The sequence below is a fragment of the Microbacterium sp. K24 genome (assembly GCF_004794465.1).
GTDB lineage: Bacteria > Actinomycetota > Actinomycetes > Actinomycetales > Microbacteriaceae > Microbacterium.
The window spans coordinates 49,092-65,793 of record NZ_SSDJ01000147.1 but is presented as its reverse complement, the minus strand read 5'-3'; the positions used below and the strand labels follow the sequence as shown (position 1 = coordinate 65,793).

At 70.0% G+C, this 16,702-nt stretch carries 20 protein-coding genes; 13 read left to right on the top strand and 7 right to left on the bottom strand.

Annotation, left to right across the window (positions count from 1 at the left end; all coding sequences use genetic code 11):
• Positions 1 to 24 precede the first annotated feature (24 nt).
• The 6 genes from DW306_RS18595 to DW306_RS18570 all read left to right on the top strand — a co-directional run bounded on the left by DW306_RS18595 (position 25) and on the right by DW306_RS18570 (position 3,848).
• On the top strand, positions 25 to 222 hold the full coding sequence (locus DW306_RS18595) for a hypothetical protein (protein ID WP_136057061.1): 198 nt from the start codon (positions 25 to 27) through the stop codon (positions 220 to 222).
• Positions 223 to 267: 45 nt separating this feature from the next.
• On the top strand, positions 268 to 672 hold the full coding sequence (locus DW306_RS18590) for a VOC family protein (protein WP_136057060.1): 405 nt from the start codon (positions 268 to 270) through the stop codon (positions 670 to 672).
• A 274-nt stretch (positions 673 to 946) separates the two neighbouring features.
• The gene (locus DW306_RS18585; protein ID WP_136057059.1) at positions 947 to 2,116 is read left to right on the top strand and encodes an RtcB family protein; all 1,170 of its coding nucleotides are present in this window, start codon (positions 947 to 949) and stop codon (positions 2,114 to 2,116) included.
• 161 nt (positions 2,117 to 2,277) lie between these two features.
• Entirely contained in the window at positions 2,278 to 2,571 is a 294-nt protein-coding gene (locus DW306_RS18580) for a hypothetical protein (RefSeq protein ID WP_240747271.1), read from the top strand.
• Positions 2,568 to 3,395 (top strand): acyl-CoA thioester hydrolase/BAAT C-terminal domain-containing protein, encoded by an 828-nt coding sequence (locus tag DW306_RS18575; RefSeq protein WP_205814210.1) that lies wholly within the window; start codon positions 2,568 to 2,570, stop codon positions 3,393 to 3,395. The genes DW306_RS18580 and DW306_RS18575 overlap by 4 nt, the downstream gene beginning before the upstream one ends.
• A 54-nt stretch (positions 3,396 to 3,449) precedes the next feature.
• The gene (locus DW306_RS18570; protein ID WP_136057057.1) at positions 3,450 to 3,848 is read left to right on the top strand and encodes an MmcQ/YjbR family DNA-binding protein; all 399 of its coding nucleotides are present in this window, start codon (positions 3,450 to 3,452) and stop codon (positions 3,846 to 3,848) included.
• A gap of 2 nt (positions 3,849 to 3,850) precedes the next feature.
• On the opposite strand, the gene DW306_RS18565 is transcribed toward DW306_RS18570, so the two are convergent.
• Genes DW306_RS18565 through sigJ form a run of 3 tightly spaced genes read right to left on the bottom strand, consistent with a single transcriptional unit; the run spans position 3,851 to position 7,618 of the window.
• Entirely contained in the window at positions 3,851 to 5,314 is a 1,464-nt protein-coding gene (locus DW306_RS18565; protein ID WP_136057056.1) for an MFS transporter, read from the bottom strand.
• On the bottom strand, positions 5,311 to 6,720 hold the full coding sequence (locus DW306_RS18560) for a M20/M25/M40 family metallo-hydrolase (protein WP_136057055.1): 1,410 nt from the start codon (positions 6,718 to 6,720) through the stop codon (positions 5,311 to 5,313). The genes DW306_RS18565 and DW306_RS18560 overlap by 4 nt, the downstream gene beginning before the upstream one ends.
• A 16-nt stretch (positions 6,721 to 6,736) precedes the next feature.
• The gene (gene sigJ / locus DW306_RS18555) at positions 6,737 to 7,618 is read right to left on the bottom strand and encodes an RNA polymerase sigma factor SigJ (RefSeq protein WP_136057054.1); all 882 of its coding nucleotides are present in this window, start codon (positions 7,616 to 7,618) and stop codon (positions 6,737 to 6,739) included.
• Positions 7,619 to 7,736: 118 nt separating this feature from the next.
• Here sigJ and DW306_RS18550 point away from each other — a divergent pair, with 118 nt between their 5' ends.
• The 5 genes from DW306_RS18550 to DW306_RS18530 all read left to right on the top strand — a co-directional run bounded on the left by DW306_RS18550 (position 7,737) and on the right by DW306_RS18530 (position 10,600).
• Complete coding sequence (locus tag DW306_RS18550; protein WP_136057053.1) at positions 7,737 to 8,477, top strand: NAD(P)H-binding protein; 741 nt, start codon at positions 7,737 to 7,739, stop codon at positions 8,475 to 8,477.
• Positions 8,478 to 8,507: 30 nt separating this feature from the next.
• Entirely contained in the window at positions 8,508 to 9,518 is a 1,011-nt protein-coding gene (locus DW306_RS18545) for an FUSC family protein (protein WP_240747270.1), read from the top strand.
• A 6-nt stretch (positions 9,519 to 9,524) separates the two neighbouring features.
• Positions 9,525 to 9,746, top strand: coding sequence for a hypothetical protein (locus DW306_RS18540; protein ID WP_136057051.1), 222 nt, complete (start codon positions 9,525 to 9,527; stop codon positions 9,744 to 9,746).
• Between the two features lie 82 nt (positions 9,747 to 9,828).
• Positions 9,829 to 10,095 (top strand): thioredoxin domain-containing protein, encoded by a 267-nt coding sequence (locus tag DW306_RS18535; protein WP_136057050.1) that lies wholly within the window; start codon positions 9,829 to 9,831, stop codon positions 10,093 to 10,095.
• 94 nt (positions 10,096 to 10,189) lie between these two features.
• On the top strand, positions 10,190 to 10,600 hold the full coding sequence (locus tag DW306_RS18530; protein ID WP_136057049.1) for a VOC family protein: 411 nt from the start codon (positions 10,190 to 10,192) through the stop codon (positions 10,598 to 10,600).
• A gap of 30 nt (positions 10,601 to 10,630) precedes the next feature.
• On the opposite strand, the gene thrC is transcribed toward DW306_RS18530, so the two are convergent.
• The 3 genes from thrC to DW306_RS18515 form a co-directional block, all read right to left on the bottom strand.
• The gene (gene thrC, locus DW306_RS18525) at positions 10,631 to 12,034 is read right to left on the bottom strand and encodes a threonine synthase (RefSeq protein WP_136057048.1); all 1,404 of its coding nucleotides are present in this window, start codon (positions 12,032 to 12,034) and stop codon (positions 10,631 to 10,633) included.
• Between the two features lie 88 nt (positions 12,035 to 12,122).
• Complete coding sequence (locus tag DW306_RS18520) at positions 12,123 to 12,617, bottom strand: methylated-DNA--[protein]-cysteine S-methyltransferase (RefSeq protein WP_136057047.1); 495 nt, start codon at positions 12,615 to 12,617, stop codon at positions 12,123 to 12,125.
• A 59-nt stretch (positions 12,618 to 12,676) separates the two neighbouring features.
• The gene (locus DW306_RS18515) at positions 12,677 to 13,600 is read right to left on the bottom strand and encodes a LysR family transcriptional regulator (protein WP_136057046.1); all 924 of its coding nucleotides are present in this window, start codon (positions 13,598 to 13,600) and stop codon (positions 12,677 to 12,679) included.
• Positions 13,601 to 13,692: 92 nt separating this feature from the next.
• Between DW306_RS18515 and DW306_RS18510 the strand changes: the two genes are divergently transcribed.
• Positions 13,693 to 14,943 carry a hypothetical protein gene (locus DW306_RS18510; RefSeq protein ID WP_205814209.1) on the top strand — a complete coding sequence of 417 codons (1,251 nt, stop codon included), beginning with the start codon at positions 13,693 to 13,695 and terminating at the stop codon, positions 14,941 to 14,943.
• A gap of 19 nt (positions 14,944 to 14,962) precedes the next feature.
• Positions 14,963 to 15,775, top strand: coding sequence for an alpha/beta hydrolase (locus DW306_RS18505; protein ID WP_136057045.1), 813 nt, complete (start codon positions 14,963 to 14,965; stop codon positions 15,773 to 15,775).
• A 48-nt stretch (positions 15,776 to 15,823) separates the two neighbouring features.
• Here the strand turns inward: DW306_RS18505 and erm are convergent, their stop codons facing one another.
• Positions 15,824 to 16,591 carry a 23S ribosomal RNA methyltransferase Erm gene (gene erm / locus DW306_RS18500; protein WP_136057044.1) on the bottom strand — a complete coding sequence of 256 codons (768 nt, stop codon included), beginning with the start codon at positions 16,589 to 16,591 and terminating at the stop codon, positions 15,824 to 15,826.
• Positions 16,592 to 16,702: the final 111 nt, after the last annotated feature.

The following is a 16,702-nucleotide window of genomic DNA, read 5'->3' as shown; positions in this document are numbered from 1 at the left end:
CCAGCGAAGATCTAGGCTGAGGTCATGTCCCGCACCGCGCTCCGCGTCTCCGTCACCGCCGGTCTGCTCGTCGTCGGTGTCGTCATCGGCCTGATCTTCCAGAACGTCTGGCTCGGCATCCTGCTCGCGGCGATCGTCTGGCTCGGCTGGTTCCTCGGCTACGAGTCGCGGCGCGGGAACAACGCCGGCGTCAACGACGAGGACCACGGCATCGAGCTCTGAGCGCCGCTCTGGTGCGACGTCCGTCGCCCCTGCAAGACTGGCCCCATGGCTCTCCTCGATCATCTGGGTATCACCGTCGCCGATCTCGAACGGGGGCGCGCGCAGTTCCATCCGGTCCTCGCGGCGCTCGGCTATCAGAGCGGCGGGGAGGACGATCACTCGATCTCGTGGAACAACGGCGATGAGACCGAGATCATCCTCTACGTGTGGGACGAGGACAGCACCCCGCACCGGCACGGCCGCGTCGGATGGCAGCATCTCGCCTGGGCGATGGAATCCCCTGCCGACGTCGACCGCCTCCACGCGGTCGCGCTCGACGCCGGATGGACCGCGGTGCGCGAGCCCAAGGAGTACCCGCGCTACAGCGACCGGTACTACGCCTCGTTCATCGAAGACGCCGACGGCATCCGCATCGAATTCATGTACAACCCTCCGCGCGATCCGGCTTGACGCCCGGGCGTGTCGCCCCCTATTCTCGGAAAGCTGTGCCGACCGGCGCAGCACGCCAGCCGAGGAGACGACGGATGACCGCCCTGCGGAAACTCCCCTTCGCCGCGGTCGAGGCGCTTCAGCCGAAGCGCAACGACCGCTACGAGTCGTACCCTCCGGCGCGCGCCGTCTGACAGCATCCGCTGCTCTCACGCCTCGTACCGTCAGGTCCGGGGCGTTTTCCGTTGGAGAGACCCCTGACCTGTGGCTGGACATCACCACAAGGAAAGGAATCATGGAGAGGCTCTCCGCACGGCTGCTGTCGTGGGCGTCGCTGATCGACGAGAAGACACTCGCGCAGGCGCACACCACGGCACGCATGCCGTTCATCCACCCGCACCTGGCACTGATGCCGGATGCGCACCTCGGAAAGGGCGCGACGGTCGGGTCGGTCATCCCGACGCTCGGGGCGATCATCCCTGCCGCGGTCGGCGTCGACATCGGCTGCGGCATGATCGCCGTCCGCACCCACTTCACGAAGAGCGACCTCGACGGTCGCGACCTCGCCGAACTCCGGGAGCAGATCGAGCGCGCCATCCCGCTCTCGGCCGGCCGGTACAACAACAAGATCGTCGCGACCGCCGCGCCCCGCATCGCGGAGCTCGAGGCGCTGGCCGAGAACAACGGGTTCGACCCCGCGCAGTACGCCGGGAACTGGCGGCTGCAGTTGGGCACGCTCGGCTCGGGCAACCACTTCATCGAGGTCTCGGCCGACGAACTCGACCGGGTCTGGCTGTTCCTGCACTCGGGTTCGCGCGGCGTCGGGAACAAGATCGCCATGAAGCACATCTCGGTCGCGCAGCGGCTCGCGAAGCAGTGGTGGATCGACCTCCCGGACCCCGACCTGGCGTACCTGGTCGAGGGGACCCCGGAGTTCACCCGGTACATCCGGGAGCTGCGGTGGGCCCAGCACTTCGCGCTGCTGAACCGGGCGGAGATGATGGACCGCGTCGTGCGGCAGGTGTCGGAGTTCCTCGGCACGCCGGTCGACGAGCAGGAGCGGATCAACTGCCATCACAACTTCACCGAGTCGGAGAAGCACGACGGCAAGCAGGTGTGGGTGTCTCGGAAGGGCGCTATCCAGGCGGATGCCGGTCGGCCCGGGCTCATCCCCGGCTCGATGGGCACGGCCTCGTACGTGGTCGAGGGACTCGGCGACCCGCAGTCGCTGAACTCCTCGCCGCACGGCGCCGGCCGGAACTTCTCCCGGTCGACGGCACGGAAGACGTTCACGCACGAGCAGCTGCGGGAGGCGATGGCGGGGATCGAGTTCCGTGACACGGACGCCTTCATCGATGAGATCCCGCAGGCGTACAAGCCCATCGACCAGGTGATGGCGGATGCCGCGAGCCTCGTATCGATCCGGCACACGCTGCGGCAGCTCGTCAACGTGAAGGGCGACTGAGACGAGGGGGCGGGCGGTGGACACCCACCGCCCGGCCTCTCGCATCTCCTCCACAGACACGGGTGGAGAAGCGTTGTCCGCGTTTCGTGGGGAACCGATATGTTCGCCCGCGAGCTCTGGCAGGCTTGCCGGATCGATGCCACGATGAGGAGATGGGATTCATGAACGACGCGCAGATCTGGACCATGATCGGCTCGTTCACCGCGCTGATGTTCGGCACCCTCACGGTCGTCTCCACGCTGTTCGTCCGCATCCTCCGGACCGAGATCGGCGGACTCCGCAACGAGATGAACGGCCAGATCGGCGGGCTCCGCAACGAGATGAACGGGCAGATCGGCGGGCTCCGCAACGAGATGAACGCACGGTTCGATGCCGTGAACACCCGCATCGACGGACTCGACCGAGACGTGCAGGCGATCGTTAAGCGTACCTTCGGCATCGACCGCGACGGATGACCCCGCTGCACAGCGGGTCGCTCGACCTGGCCGATCTTCACGACGCGCACCCGGAGTGCGCCTCCGGGACCGCCGTGCTGCTGCTCGCCGGCTCCAGCGGACGCATCGAGAACGAACGCGCAGACCTGCTCGCGCAGCACGGCGCTCGCGTGCGGGCCATCCGCTGGTTCGGCGGTGTCGGGCAGCGGCCCGCGCCGCACGAGGTGCCGATCGAGCTGTTCATCGAGCAGCTCGAACTGCTGCGGCGGGACAGCGATCGCGTGGCGATCTTCGGGACGTCGTTCGGCGCCGAGGCCGCACTCGTCACGGCATCCGTGCATCCGACGGATGCGACCATCGCTGTCTCGCCCTCATCGGTCGTCTGGTCGGGAGTCGCAGACGGCCGCTGGTCGTCGCATTGGACGCATGGCGGAAACCCCCTTCCGGCCATGCCGTTCGACTCGTCCTGGCGGGCGGACACCGATCCGCCCGCGTACCGCTCGCTGTACGAGTCGAGCATCGAGCATCATCCGGAGCTGTCCGTCGCCGCCACGATCCGCGCCGAGGACATCGTCGGGGATCTCGTCCTCGTCGCCGGAGGTGACGACCAGGTGTGGCCGAGCGTCCCGTTCGCCGACCGCCTCGCGCGCCGGCGCACGGCCGCCGGCCTCGACACCGTCATCGTCACCCATCCCGCAGCCGGTCACCGTCTCCTGCTGCCCGGCGAGACCGCTGTCGTGGGCGGACAGGCGATGGCGCGCGGGGGCTCACCCGATGCCGACGCCGAACTCGGAGCGCTCGCGTGGCCGGAGATCACGCGAGCGCTCGACCTCGTGCGCGCCTGACTGCGTGCGCCGACGCTGCGGCAGAGTGAAGAGACCCAGAATGAAGGAGCCCACGTGAACGGCGAGGAACTGCAGGAATGTGCTCGGGCACGGGTCGACGAGCTGCCCGGTGCCGTCTTGGAATACCCGTTCGGACCCGAATGGGAGGTCTTCAAGGTGCGGGACAAGGTGTTCCTGTTGATGATGGATGTCGCCGGTGATCCGAGGGTGACCCTGAAGGCCGATCCGGAGGACAGCAAGGCGCTCCGCGAACAGTTCGACGCGATAACCCCCGGCTATCACATGAACAAGAAGCACTGGATCACGGTGAACCCCTCCGGAGACCTGGATCCTGAGCTGATCGAGGACCTCGTCACGGATTCGTACCTGCTCGTCGTGGCGAACCTCCCGCGGGCGAAACGGCCGGTCGACCCGGCCACGTTCGGGCAGGACGGCCGACGCGGCGGCCGCTGATCTCAGACGGCCGGCGCCGTTTCCGTCTCGACCGACCGATCGGTGAAAGCCGCTTTGGGCACGAACACGAGCAGCACCGCCGCGGCGAGCGCGGTCACACCGCAGACGAGCCACACCGTGAAGTAACCGGCCAGCGATCCCGCCGTGCCCTCGGCGGCGCCGGCCGCCGTGCTCGCCACCCCGTTGAGCAGCGCGATGCCGAAGACGCACGACGCGATCGCTCCGCCGACGGTCTTCACCGAGTTGGTGAGGCCGGTCGCGACGCCCGTCTGCGTGGCCGGAGCAGCGGATGCCGCGGCCGCCGGCAGCGCGGCGACGAGAGCACCCGACCCGAGGCCGACCACCACCATGTTGGTGATGACCTGCGCATACTCATGGTGGAAGGGCAGAAACAGCAGGAACCCGAACCCGACGAGCACGGAGGCGCCCATGAGTGTCAACCGCGGCGACAGACGTCGCGCGATCGTCGGGAAGAGCAGCGCACCCGTGATCATGGCGATGAGGTAGATCCCGATGATCAGCGAGGTCGCGAATCCGGTCGTCCCGAGTCCATAGCCGTACACGTCGGGATCAGTGCGGGCGAAGGTCGACAGCGGGGCCTGCGCACCGAGCACGCTCACCCCGAAGAGGCCCGCGGTGAGGAAGACCGGGCCGAGCGCGGGCGAGCGGAACATGCGCACGTCGATGAGCGGGTCGTCCGAGCGCAGTTCCCACAGCACGAAAGGGATCACCAACAGCAGCCCCAGGACGACGACGGTCCACGACCAGGGATTCCCGAGCCCCCCCTCGAGGCGGAGCAGGCTGAGACCGCCGGTGAAGCAGACCAGCGCGAGGGAGATCAGCACGAGCCCGACCGTGTCGAACACTCCCCCGGTCGGATCCGGCGATTCTTTCACGCCGAAGAGGATCACGAAGAAGCAGACGACGATGAGAACGGCCGGCACGAGGAGCACGACCGTGAGCGGAAGGACATCGATCAGCGCGCCGCCGACGAGGGCACCGATGATCGCGCCGCCCTCGAGCGCGGCGACGAGGAGCCCGGCCGCTTTCGCCGTGATCGACGAACGCCCCTCCATCCGCCGAGAACGCGACCAGATGAGGGCGATCTCCAGCGGGAGCCAGACGACGTAGAAGCCCATCAGCGCCCACGCGGCGAGGAAGACGGCGAACGAATCGGTGAACGGCAGCACCAGCGCGGCCGCCGCGGTGAGCGCCGTCGAGATCAGCAGCATCCGCTTGTGGCCGACCATGTCGCCGAGCTTCGCGAACGCCGGGACCACGAGGGCGGACAGCATGAGCTGCGCGCCCTCGAGCCAGTTCACGTCGGCGTCGTGGATGCCGAGATGACGGGCGATGTCGGTGAGCATGGGCGTGTAGTAGCCCTGCAGCACGCCGCTCGTGAACTCGACGAAGGCGAGGAAGCCGACGACGACGGCGAGAGTGCCCAGCGTGCGATTGCGCGTCATGAGAGTTCCTTTTCGGGGCCGGTCACTGAACGAGGAGCGGAGCGACGAGTCGAAGGGCACTGCAGCCGTTCGAGGAGCGCGCGATGGAAGCGCTCTCCGCGTTCCAGCGCGGCGATCTCGACGCTCTCGTCGACCCCGTGGATCGAGGCGCGCTGCGCGTTCGACATGTCCAGCGGAGCGAAGCGGTAGACAGCCGGCGAGAAGCGGTGGAAGTGTCGCGAGTCCGTCGCCGCCATCATCACGTACGGCACCGCAGGGACGCCCGGATGCGACACCGCGAGCGCCTCTGCGAGCAGGGCGAACTGCGGGTTGTCGGTCGCCGACTCGGGCGACGGCTCGCTCGCCTCGAGCACCTCGACCGAGATGAGCGGATCCCGGATGCGGCGGCGCACGCGGAACACCGCCTGCTGCGTCGTCTCGCCCAGCGCGATGCGCAGGTTCAGGGTCGCTGCGGCCTGGGAAGGAAGCACGTTCGCCGCGGTTCCGCCGGATTGCATGGTCGGCGCGACCGTCGTCCGGACGAGCGCCGCAGGTTCCCCACCCAGCGCGGCGAAGACTCTCGCGGTCAGCAGCGGCGTCGATCCGAGCAGACGCAGCAGGTGGCGCGCCGGGCCCGGAGTCTGCGCGGCGAGCTGCGTCAGCATCCGGAGGATCGCGCGCGACGCGTGCGGGCGGAAGGTGGTCGGTCCGAGCCGGTCGACGGCGCGGGCGATGCGCCGCACGGCGGTGAGCGTGGGCGGGGCGGAGGCGTGTCCGCCGTCACCGCGAGCCAACAGCCGCACCGTCAGCACGCCCTTCTCCCCGACACCGATCATCGCCGCACGCCCCGGCACGAAGGGCAGCGGTGCATCCACGACCGCCCCGCCCTCGTCGACCACGAGCCACGGCACGACCCCGCGGTCGCGGAGGACCCGCGAGATCTCCTCCGCCGCGCGACCGTACGTCTCCTCGTTGCCGCCGAAGGAGAGATACACGTCGCGGGCGGGAACGAATCCGTCGGAGAGCAGGTTCTCGACCGCCTCCAGCACGACGATCAGCGGCCCCTTGTCATCGAGCGCTCCGCGGCCGTGGACCGAGCCGTCGGCGATGACTCCGGCGAACGGCGGGTGCGTCCAGGCGTCGCTCTCATCGACGGGCACGACGTCGTAATGCGCCATCAGCACCACGGGCCCGTCGGATGCCGCGCCGCGTCCTGCCCAGTGGTACAGGAGCCCGAAGTCCGTGTGCCGTTCCAGCCGCAGCCTCTCGTGGGTGAGCGGATAGAGTTCCGCCAGCAGAGCGACGAATTCCTCGAACGGCCCGGCGCCGCGCTCCTCGAGCTCGGCCGAGACGGTCGGGAGCCGGATCATCTGGGAGAGGCGGTCGTCGATGCCGGGGCGCACGGTCGGTGTCGTCACAGTCGTCATCGTAGCGATCGACGCATCACTGCCACTGCGTGAGCTTGTCGGGATTCCGCACGATGAAGATCTCGGTGATACGGCCGTCGGCGACCACGAAGGAGGTCACGGAATCCGTGCGACCGTCCAGCGTCGCGAGCAGCGCGATACCGTCGGCGGTCTCGGTGACGCTGAGCTCGATCCCCGGATTGAGACGCGGGATCCCGAGCAGGAAGCGCGCCACGCGGTCGGGGCCGACCACCGGGCGACGCGCCGCAGACATCTTGCCCCCGCCGTCGGAGCGCAGCACGACGTCGGGGTCGAGCAGCGAGATGAGCTGCTGCAACTCGCCCGTCGAGGACGCCGCGAGGAACGCCTTCGCCACCGCGTCGTGCTGCTCCCGCGTGGCCATGCCCTCGCGGCGATCCCGCACCCGACGTCGTCCCTGCGAGGCGAGCTGACGAACGGCGTCCTGGCTCCTGCCGACCGTCTCGGCGATCTCGGCGAACGGCACCCCGAACACGTCGTGCAGCACGAACGAGACGCGTTCCGCCGGCGTGAGCGATTCGAGCACCACCAGCAGCGCCATGCTCACCGATTCGTCGAGGGTGACACGGTCGAGCGGGTCGAGCTGTGCGGTCGCGACCAGAGGCGAACTGCGCGGCAGCGGTTCGGGAAGCCACGGTCCGACGTAGCTCTCCCGTCGCACGCGGGCCGATCCCAGCACGTCGAGGCAGATGCGGCCCGCGACGCGCATGAGCCACGCGGCCGGATTGACGATCTTCGCGCGCTCCACGTCGGAGAGGCGGTACCAGCGCACATACGTCTCCTGCACGGCATCCTCCGCGTCGGCGACGGTGCCGAGCATGCGGTACGCGCGAGCGAGGAGGTTCCGGCGTTCGGCTTCGAGAGCGTCGATGTCATCCATCGACTCCTATCCTGTCCCCCATCGGACGATCCGTCGACACGAGTCTCACGCGCGCGCCTCACATTCGCCGCGGCTGCCGCGTCGGAGGAGTATGAGCATGCAAGAAGGAGAATCCCCCATGAGGATCGCGGTCGCAGGAGGTACCGGAGTCGTCGGTCGGCACACGGTCGAGGCGCTGCGAGCCGCAGGCCACGAGGCCGTCGTCCTCTCCCGTTCCCACGGCGTCGACCTCGTCACGGGGACGGGCCTCGATGCGGCTCTGCGTCACGTCGACGCCGTGATCGACGTCGCGAGCATCGAGACCCTCAAGGCCGCCGCGGCCATCGAGTTCTTCACCGCCGCGACCGGGAACCTCGTCTCGGCGGCCGCGGACGCCGGCGTCGCGCACATCGTGCTGCTGTCGATCGTCGGGATCGATCGCATCCCCTACGACTACTACGCGGGCAAGGTCGCGCAGGAGAAGGTCGTGGAGCGCTCGCCCGTACCCTGGACGATCCTCCGGGCGACGCAGTTCCACGAGTTCGCCGCGCAGATGTTCGCGCGGGCGAAGGTCGGTCCCGTGCATCTCGCGCCGAACGCGCGCACGCAGCCGATCGCCGCTCGCGAGGTCGGCGAGCGGCTCGCCGACCTCGCCGCCGGAGAGCCGCAGGGGCGTGTGCGGGACCTCGCCGGCCCGCGCGAGGAGCAGCTGGCGCAGATGATCCGCTCGTATGCGCGCCGTGAAGGGCATCGCGGGTGGATTCCCGCGCTCAACGTCCCCGGCCCCCAGATGGCGGGCATGCGTGCCGGAGACGCGCTGCCCGGACCGGATGCCGTTCTGGGACGCCAGACGTTCGAGGAGTGGCTCGCCGCGCGCTGACGGATGCCGAGCGGGGACGACAATGGAAGGGTGAGCCTCTTCGCCTTCGCCCCTTCACGAGGCCCGCGCTGGCCGCTCGCACTGCAGGCCGCGCTGGGCATCGGGGCGCCGATCGCGGTGATGACCCTTCTCGGTCAGCCGGCGCTCGGCTATGTCGCGGCGAGCGGTGCCTTCACGGTGCTGTATCTCGGCTCCGCGCCCGCCGTCGACCGCGCACGGGTGCTGCCGCTGGTCGCGGCCGGCCTCCTCCTCAGCGCCGTGTTCGGCGTGCTCCTCGCAGGAAACGTGTGGCTGGTGAGCGCCGGTGTCGTGATCGTGGCGGTCGCCTCGGCGGCGCTCGCCTTCGGCTTCCGTCTCGGCCCGCCGGGTCCGCTGTTCTTCGTGCTGGTCTTCGGGCTCTCGGCGCACGTGGTCGACGTCTCGGCGATCACACCGGTCGTCTACATCGCCGCGCTGACGGCCGGCTGCGCGTTCTCGTACCTGGTCGCGATGGCACCCCTGCTGCTGCGGCGCACTCGCACGACGCCCTCCCGACCTGTGCGGGACCTGCTTCCCGGGCCCTCTCTGGGAGCGGACTCCCGCATCCTGGTGCTGCGCGTCGGCATCGTCGCCGTCGTCGGCGTGCTCCTCGGACTCGTCATCGATCCCGCACGCACGTACTGGATCGTCGGGTCGGCGGTCGCGGTCATCGGCGTCGCAGCGGCGAGGAAGGCGGCGTTCCAACGCGGACTGCACCGCATGCTCGGCACGGTCGTCGGAGCGGGCGTCTACGCGGTGCTCGCGCTGCTGCATCCGTCAGGCGTCTGGCTGGCGCTCCTGCTGGCGGCGCTGCAGTTCACGATCGAGCTGGTCGTCGTGCGACACTATGCTCTCGCGCTCGTCTTCATCACTCCGCTCGTCCTGCTCCTCACCGGGGCGGCGACCGGAGACATCGGCTCGATGGACGTGGCGGGAGAGCGCATCGTCGACACGGTCGTCGGTGCGGCTCTGGGAGCGGCATCCGGGCTCCTGCATCCGCGGGCGATGCCGGAGAGCCGCTGAGACCCCTTGGCAGGGTGGATCCGCCCGCACAGCTGGAGCGGCCAGTCGTTCGGCGCAGAGGGGCTCGCCGCGTCCGGCAGCTTCGAGGCCGCGGAAGCGCGTTTCACCGACGTGGACGACATCGACGTCGACGCCCTGGCCGCATGGCTGTCGGCGGCCCGCGACATCCAATGGGACTACGAGCATATCCGCACGAACCGCGGGCTCGTCAAGCGCACCGACTTCTGACTCGCGTGGCCGTCACCGGGAACACCCGGCGACGGTGGGCGGTTGCATCCGTCGAACCCGATGTCCTGGAAGCGAGGTGCGCATGGAGCTGACACTGGTCTCGTCGTCGTTCTGCGGCGCGTGCGCGCGTACCCGCTCCGTGCTCGCCGACGCCGTGCGCTTCCTTCCCGACGCGACCGTCACCGAGATCGACGTCGCCCGCGAACCGGATGCCGCTGAGGCACTCGACATCGGCTTCACTCCGACCGTCATCATCCGTGACGGTTCCGGTGCGGAGGTCTTCCGCGCCGAGGGCGTGCCCACGGTGCCGCAGGTGCTGGCGGCGGCAGTGAGGGCTCTTCCGGCCTGAGCCCGAGGGGCCCTTGCGGACCGGAGCCTCCGAGCGCAGACTGACGGGCACAGATGCCCACCCGGACACCTCCCGCTCACCCTTGGAGTCGTTCATGCCCGCTCTCAACCCGTATCTGTCCTTCCGCACCGAAGCACGCCAGGCGATGGAGTTCTATCAGAGCGTGCTCGGCGGCGAGCTCGACATCAGCGTCTTCGGCGACTTCCCCGACATGGTGCAGGACCCGAGCCAGCACGACCTCGTCATGCACGGCCAGCTGACCACGCCCGACGGCCTGGTCCTGATGGCGTCCGACACTCCCGAGGGCATGACATACGAGAAGCCGCAGGGCATCTCGGTGTCGCTGAGCGGCAACACGCAGCAGGTCACGCAGCAGGTCTGGGACAAGCTGTCCGACGGCGCCACGATCACCATGCCGCTGGACGTGCCGCCGTGGGGCGGGACGTTCGGCATGCTGGTCGATCGCTTCGGCATCGCCTGGATGCTGCAGGGCGACCCGGAGTGACCCGGATTCCCACCTGATGGTGGGCCGCGCTCAGTGGAGCGCGTTCTCCTCGATGAAGGCGCGGAGCGCGTGCTCGTCGTCGGCCATCTCGGTCACGTGCTGCGGGGCGTCGAGCATCGCGCGCAACTCGGGCGCGTAGGCGAGCTCGATGCCGATGGCCTCGTGGATCGTCTCGGCGAACTTCTCGGGCTTCGCGGTCTCGAGCACGAGCATGGGCACTCCCGGCTCGAGGTGCTCGTGTGCGATCCGCACACCGTCGGCCGTGTGCGGGTCGATGATCTCGCCGCTCGACTCGTAGACGGAGCGGATCGTCGCGAGCCGATCCTCATGGGTCGAGGTCCCGCTGACGATGCCGAACTCGTCGACGAAGCGCGACAGCTCCGCGGAGAAGTCGAAGAAGCCCTGCTCTTCGAGCTCGTGCCAGGCGCCCACGACGCGTGACGCGTCGCGACCGACGAGCTCGAAGATGAACCGCTCGAGGTTCGACGCCTTGGAGATGTCCATCGACGGGCTGGAGGTGGCCAGCGTCTGGGCGGCGTTGCGAGGGCGGTAGATGCCGGTGCGGAAGAACTCGTCGAGGACATTGTTCTCGTTGGCGGCGAGCACGAGCCGGCGGATGGGCAGCCCCATCTGCTTCGCGTAGAAGCCCGACAGGATGTTCCCGAAGTTGCCGGAAGGCACGGTGAACGAGAGCTCGGTCCAGCCTCCGGCGTCCGTCGCGCGGAGCCAGGCCCAGAAGTAGTAGACGACCTGCGCGGTGATGCGCGCGAGGTTGATGGAGTTCACGGCGCCGAGGTGCTGTGCGCGCTTGAAGACCAGGTCGCCGGCGAGGTGCTTGACCAGGTTCTGGCAGTCGTCGAACACGCCCTCGACCGCGATGTTGTGCACGTTCGCGTCATCGAGGGAGAACATCTGCGCACGCTGGAACGCGCTCATCCGGCCCTGCGGCGACAGCATGAACACGGCGACCCGCTCCTTGCCGCGGAGCGCGTGCTCGGCGGCAGAGCCCGTGTCGCCCGACGTGGCGCCGAGGATGTTGAGCACCGAGTCCTGGCGCTCCAGCGTGTACTCGAGCACCTGGCCGAGGAACTGCATCGCCATGTCCTTGAATGCGAGGGTCGGTCCCTCCGACAGCCCCACGAGCGTGATGTCGTCGTCGATCGCCCGCAGCGGCACGACACCCGCCGGGAAGTCCGCATAGGCGTCCGCCGTCATCCGCGCGAGGTCCTCGCGCGGGATGTCGGTCGCGAACAGGCCGATCACCTCGGTGGCCAGCTGCGGGTAGGTCAGCGCCCGCCAGCGCTCCAGCGTCTCGCCGTCGACGGTCGGCATGACCTCGGGAACCGCGAGCCCTCCGTCGGGCGCGAGTCCCTCCAGCAGCGTCTCGCTGAACGACTGCGGCTGCATGCCGCCGCGGGTGGAGATGAACGGCACGGTGGCTCCTCGGGTCGGGACTCGGCGCCTCCATTCTCTCAGGCCCCGGTGGTCGGAGATGACGGGATGACGGATCCCGCTGCCGAGATCAGAACAGCGATGCGGGCAGCGCGCCCTCGAACTCGAGCAGCCACCGCTTCGTCGCGAGTCCTTGCCCCGGGGCTCCGCCGGAGTAGCCGCCGAGGCCGTCGCCCGCGACGACTCGGTGACAGGGCACGATGATCGGGATCGGATTCGCGCCCATGATCGAGCCGATCCCGCGAGCCGGCACAGCCGTTCCGCTCCGCGCCGCGAGCTCGCCGTACGTGACGGGCGTGCCGTAGCCCACGGTCTCGTGGAGCGCGGTGAGCACGGCCTGCGTCGCCGCGGTCTGCACGCCGAGATCGATCGGCAGATCGAATGCGGTCAGATCGCCGGCGAAGTACGCGCGCAGCTGCGCGAGCGCTTCGTCGAGCAGCGGATCAGGAGACGGATCCGCGTCGACCGGGGCCGGAGCCCGCCACCCCAGCCGGGTGATGGACGTGCGGTCGCTGATCACGCCGATCACTCCGACGGGAGTGGCGAGCGTTCCGAACGTGGGCATGTGCCGAGGCTACTCCCGGCCGGGGACGCGTCGTGCTCGCAGTGACGAGGTCATCCAGGTCATCCGGCCGACCGGCTCTCGGGCGAAGGCAACCACGCGCCGGCGGGCGCTTCGAGCCACCCGTTGATGGCGGAGAGCTCCGCTGCCGCCGCCCGCAGGTCGGCGAGCGCCGGGTGATCGAGGTCGCGCCGCCAGGTCATCGCCCACGGGAAGATCGGGATCGGATCGACGACCGGCAGGAGCACGGCGCCGTCGACGGCCGGCTGCGAGACGAGGGTCAGGATCGGGGCACCGCGCAGGCTCAGATGCTGGGCGAGTTCTTCCCCACCAGCCACCACCGGGTGCCCGATCGCCGGATCGATGCCGAACGGCGCGAGCAGTTGAGCCGTCGCGTCGATCCATCCGTCGGTCACATGGCCCCCGGCGCGCGAACAGACACGCGTGCCGCGGAGGTCCTCGAACGCCACGGCATCCTGGTCCGCCAGCGGATCCCCTTCCAGGACGAGCACGGCGAGGGGTTCTAGGCGCACGAGCTGCGATGCCACGTCCGGGGAGGGGCGGCTCACGCGATCGAAGACGACATCGGCGTTCGCGCGTGCATCGCCGGTCCTCCCGAATCGCGCGACGTACTCCTGCTCCGGCGCGCGACCGCGCACCGCGTCGAGCACGCGCGCCGGGGTCAGATCGGGATCCACCACGTCGACGACCAGCGGCTCGTCCTCGCGCAGCTCGCGCAGGGCGAGGTCATGCAGCGCGAGGATCTCTCTCGCGCGAGGCAGCAGCCGGCGCCCCGCGTCCGTCAGGTCGACGCTGCGCGTGGAGCGACGCAGCAGCGAGGTGCCGACGCGGTCCTCGAGCCGCCGGATGTCGCGACTCAGGGCTTGCTGGGCGATGAAGAGCCGCTCGGCGGCGCGTCGGAAGTGCAGCTCTTCCGCCACCGTGACGAAGTGCCGCAACAGGCGCAGCTCGAGCTCATCGGCCATGCTCCCGTTATAGCCGATTCACAACAGGAACGCGTCAATCCGGCGGGAATGGGTGTTGGAGTCGACACGGTCGCCGGGGCCACCCTGGAGCCATGGACACGCTCCGCTCCCGCCACCTCCTCATCACGAACGGCCACGCGCTGACCGGTCTGATGACGGCCGTGTGGGGCGCCGGGCTTCCCGCCCTCGACGCCCGCCTCGACCTCGGCCCCGCCGCGCTCGGCGCGATGCTGCTCGTCGTCGCCGGTTCCGCCCTGCTGTCCATGCGCGCCGCCGGCCGGTTCGCCGGTCCGTCCGGACGCATGCTGGCGGTCGCGCTGCCGTGCGCCGCAGCGTCTCTCATCGTGGCGGGCCTCTCCCCCTCACTCCCGGTGCTGCTGCTCGCAGCCGCCGCCTTCGGAGTCGGCTGCGGCGCGACGAACATCGCGCTCAGCACCGAGGCGATGGCCGTGGAGTGCGCGATGGGACGTCCGGTGATCGCCCGCATGCACGGCTTCTGGACGCTCGGCGCCGCGGGCGGCGGCGTGCTCCTGGCGGCGGTGCTCCACGCCGGCGTCGACAGCCGCCTCGCGATCTCCGGGGCGGCCGGCCTCGTCGTGGCGGCATCCGCTCTCCTGGGGGCGCGGATGCGCGCCGTGCCGGAATCCCCTCGCGAGGCCTCCAGAGCGACGGTCGACAGCCACGTCGCGAAAGCGTCGGATGCCGGCGGCCCCGCACTCGGGCGCGCACACCTCATCGCGCTGGGAGTGCTCGGCGCCGCCGCGTTCCTCACCGAGGGAGCGGCCACGGACTGGTCGGGCGTGCACGCCACCCGCATCCTCGGCGCGGACCCGGCGATCGGGTCGCTCATCTATGGCGTCTTCTTCGCCACGATGACCGTGATGAGGTTCTCCGGAGACGCGCTGCGTCTCCGGCTGGGCCCCCTGCGCACGGTCCGCGTCACGAGCAGCCTCGCCGTGATCGGCTACGCGGCGGTGCTGATCTCGGGCCTTCTGCCGAGCAGACCGCTCGCCGTCGCCACGGCCCTCCTCGGCTGGGCCCTCGCGGGAGCAGGGACGGCGCTGATCTGGCCGATCGTGATCGGCACGCTCGCGGAACGCGGCGAGACGGCCCGGAGGCTCTCGGTCGTCACCATGATCGGCTACAGCGGCGGGCTCGTCGGTCCGGCGCTCATCGGGCTCCTCGCCGCGGGCCTGTCCCTGTCGCTCGCGCTGCTGCTGCCGGCCGCGCTCGCCCTCCTCGTCGCGATCACCGCCCCCGGCGTCATCAGCCGCGGCCGCGGCATCCGCCCGTCGTCGTCCTCGACGACGCCCCCATCCGTCGCTGTTCCTGAGACGCCCTGACCGACAGAAGGAGAAACCCATGAACACCACCGCGAGCCTGGATCGCCCCGACGCCCGCCTTCACTACGAGGTGCGCGGCGAGGGCCCGCTGATCGCCCTCATCGGATCCCCGATGGATGCCGACGCGTTCGCACCCTTCGCCGACGAGCTGGCATCCGACCACACCGTGCTCACCGCCGACCCGCGCGGGATCAAGCGCAGCACCGTGGCGGATCCGTCGCTCGACTCGAGTCCGGAGGTGCGGGCGGCGGATCTCGCCGCACTGATCGAGAAGATCGATCGAGGACCGGCGACAGTGCTGGGCTCGAGCGGCGGCGCCGTGACCGTCCTCGCCCTCGCACAGGACCGCCCGGAGCTCGTCGACGTCGTGATCGCGCACGAGCCGCCACTGCTCCGTCTGCTCCCCGACCACGCGGCGCAGTTGCAGACAGCCGATGACCTGATCGCGCGGGCGCTCGCCGGAGATCGGCTCGGCGCCTGGCGGATGTTCTTCGACCAGGCGAACATCGCCCTGCCGGAGGAGGTGCTCGTGCAGTGGTTCGGTGGGGATGCCGATCCGCAGAGCCTCGCGGACGAGCGCTTCTGGTTCGAGCGCGAGTACCGGGGCAGCGTGGGCTGGCAGCCCGACGTCGACGCGCTCCGTCGCACGGACGTGCGCGTGGTGCTCGGCATCGGCGAGGAGTCGGTCGACCAGCTGTGCGAGCGCACCACGACGGCGCTGGGCGGGCTGCTCGATGTGGAGCCGACCCGGTTCCCCGGCGACCACACGGGCTTCGTGGACCACCCCGCGGAGTTCGCCGAGCGCGTGCGTGCGGTGCTGGCCGGGCTCTGACAGCGCGCCAGGTGCGCCCCGGACGGTTCCGGGGCGCACCTTCGCGCGTCAGTCCGGTCGCCCGAGCTGCTGCCAGAGCCCCGCCCACTGCTCGGGGCGCAGATCGCGCGGCAGACGCGGAGCCGAGGCACCCGCGGCGGCGAGCGCCTTCCGTGCTCGCGACCTCGACACCCGACCCGCCGTCGCGACGACCGCGTCGAGCGTTCCTCCTCGGGCCGTGAACATCGACCGGACGAACAGCTCGTAGGCGCGGCGTTCCCCGATCGGCACGAGCGGCGAGCCGCGACGCGAGATCGAGAGCAGACCGCCGTCGACGCTCGGCTGCGGCGAGAACCCCCACGCGGGCACGCGCCCCTCGAGCGTGAACTCGAACCACGGCGCCGACTGCGCGGTCATCATCGTGCCGCCGCCGACGCCGGCTCGCTTGCGTGCCACCTCCCACTGGGTGAGCAGGACCGCGTGCCGCCACTGCCCGCTCGACAGCAGGCGGCGCAGGATGGGCGTCGTCAGATGGAACGGGATGTTGCCGACGACGACGTCGGCGGTCAGCGGATGCCGCGTCGCATCGGCCGCTTCGACGCGGACGCCGGGCAGGGAATGCCGCAGCCGACGGACCCGATGCTCATCGATGTCGATCGCGGTCAGCGGTCGGCCGAGGTCCGCGAGTGAGCGGGTGAGGACGCCGTCGCCGGCCCCGAGTTCGAGGATCGAGCCCGAGGTGCGACGGACCAGGCCGGTGATGCGCCCGAGAGTCGGACGGTGGACGAGGAAGTTCTGGCCGAGTTCGTGACGGCCGCCATGCAGTGAACGAGGCATGAGTGCGCTCCAGAAGAAGGATCGGAGCACCTCGGAGGAGGGAGAGACGCGGAGACGCGTCGAGAGGAACTGCCCGTCCCGAGGTGCGATGACATCTCAGTGGACGGCGCG

What these genes read in the sequence shown, in the direction of transcription:
- DW306_RS18505 (WP_136057045.1), top strand. Translation starts at nt 14,963, where the DNA reads ATGAACACCACCGCGAGCCTGGATCGCCCCGACGCCCGCCTTCACTAC.
- DW306_RS18550 (WP_136057053.1), top strand. Translation starts at nt 7,737, where the DNA reads ATGAGGATCGCGGTCGCAGGAGGTACCGGAGTCGTCGGTCGGCACACG.
- sigJ (WP_136057054.1), bottom strand. Translation starts at nt 7,618, where the DNA reads ATGGATGACATCGACGCTCTCGAAGCCGAACGCCGGAACCTCCTCGCT.
- erm (WP_136057044.1), bottom strand. Translation starts at nt 16,591, where the DNA reads ATGCCTCGTTCACTGCATGGCGGCCGTCACGAACTCGGCCAGAACTTC.
- DW306_RS18530 (WP_136057049.1), top strand. Translation starts at nt 10,190, where the DNA reads ATGCCCGCTCTCAACCCGTATCTGTCCTTCCGCACCGAAGCACGCCAG.
- DW306_RS18575 (WP_205814210.1), top strand. Translation starts at nt 2,568, where the DNA reads ATGACCCCGCTGCACAGCGGGTCGCTCGACCTGGCCGATCTTCACGAC.
- DW306_RS18560 (WP_136057055.1), bottom strand. Translation starts at nt 6,720, where the DNA reads ATGACGACTGTGACGACACCGACCGTGCGCCCCGGCATCGACGACCGC.
- DW306_RS18590 (WP_136057060.1), top strand. Translation starts at nt 268, where the DNA reads ATGGCTCTCCTCGATCATCTGGGTATCACCGTCGCCGATCTCGAACGG.
- DW306_RS18580 (WP_240747271.1), top strand. Translation starts at nt 2,278, where the DNA reads ATGAACGACGCGCAGATCTGGACCATGATCGGCTCGTTCACCGCGCTG.
- DW306_RS18515 (WP_136057046.1), bottom strand. Translation starts at nt 13,600, where the DNA reads ATGGCCGATGAGCTCGAGCTGCGCCTGTTGCGGCACTTCGTCACGGTG.
- DW306_RS18585 (WP_136057059.1), top strand. Translation starts at nt 947, where the DNA reads ATGGAGAGGCTCTCCGCACGGCTGCTGTCGTGGGCGTCGCTGATCGAC.
- DW306_RS18520 (WP_136057047.1), bottom strand. Translation starts at nt 12,617, where the DNA reads ATGCCCACGTTCGGAACGCTCGCCACTCCCGTCGGAGTGATCGGCGTG.
- DW306_RS18535 (WP_136057050.1), top strand. Translation starts at nt 9,829, where the DNA reads ATGGAGCTGACACTGGTCTCGTCGTCGTTCTGCGGCGCGTGCGCGCGT.
- DW306_RS18565 (WP_136057056.1), bottom strand. Translation starts at nt 5,314, where the DNA reads ATGACGCGCAATCGCACGCTGGGCACTCTCGCCGTCGTCGTCGGCTTC.
- DW306_RS18510 (WP_205814209.1), top strand. Translation starts at nt 13,693, where the DNA reads ATGGACACGCTCCGCTCCCGCCACCTCCTCATCACGAACGGCCACGCG.
- DW306_RS18595 (WP_136057061.1), top strand. Translation starts at nt 25, where the DNA reads ATGTCCCGCACCGCGCTCCGCGTCTCCGTCACCGCCGGTCTGCTCGTC.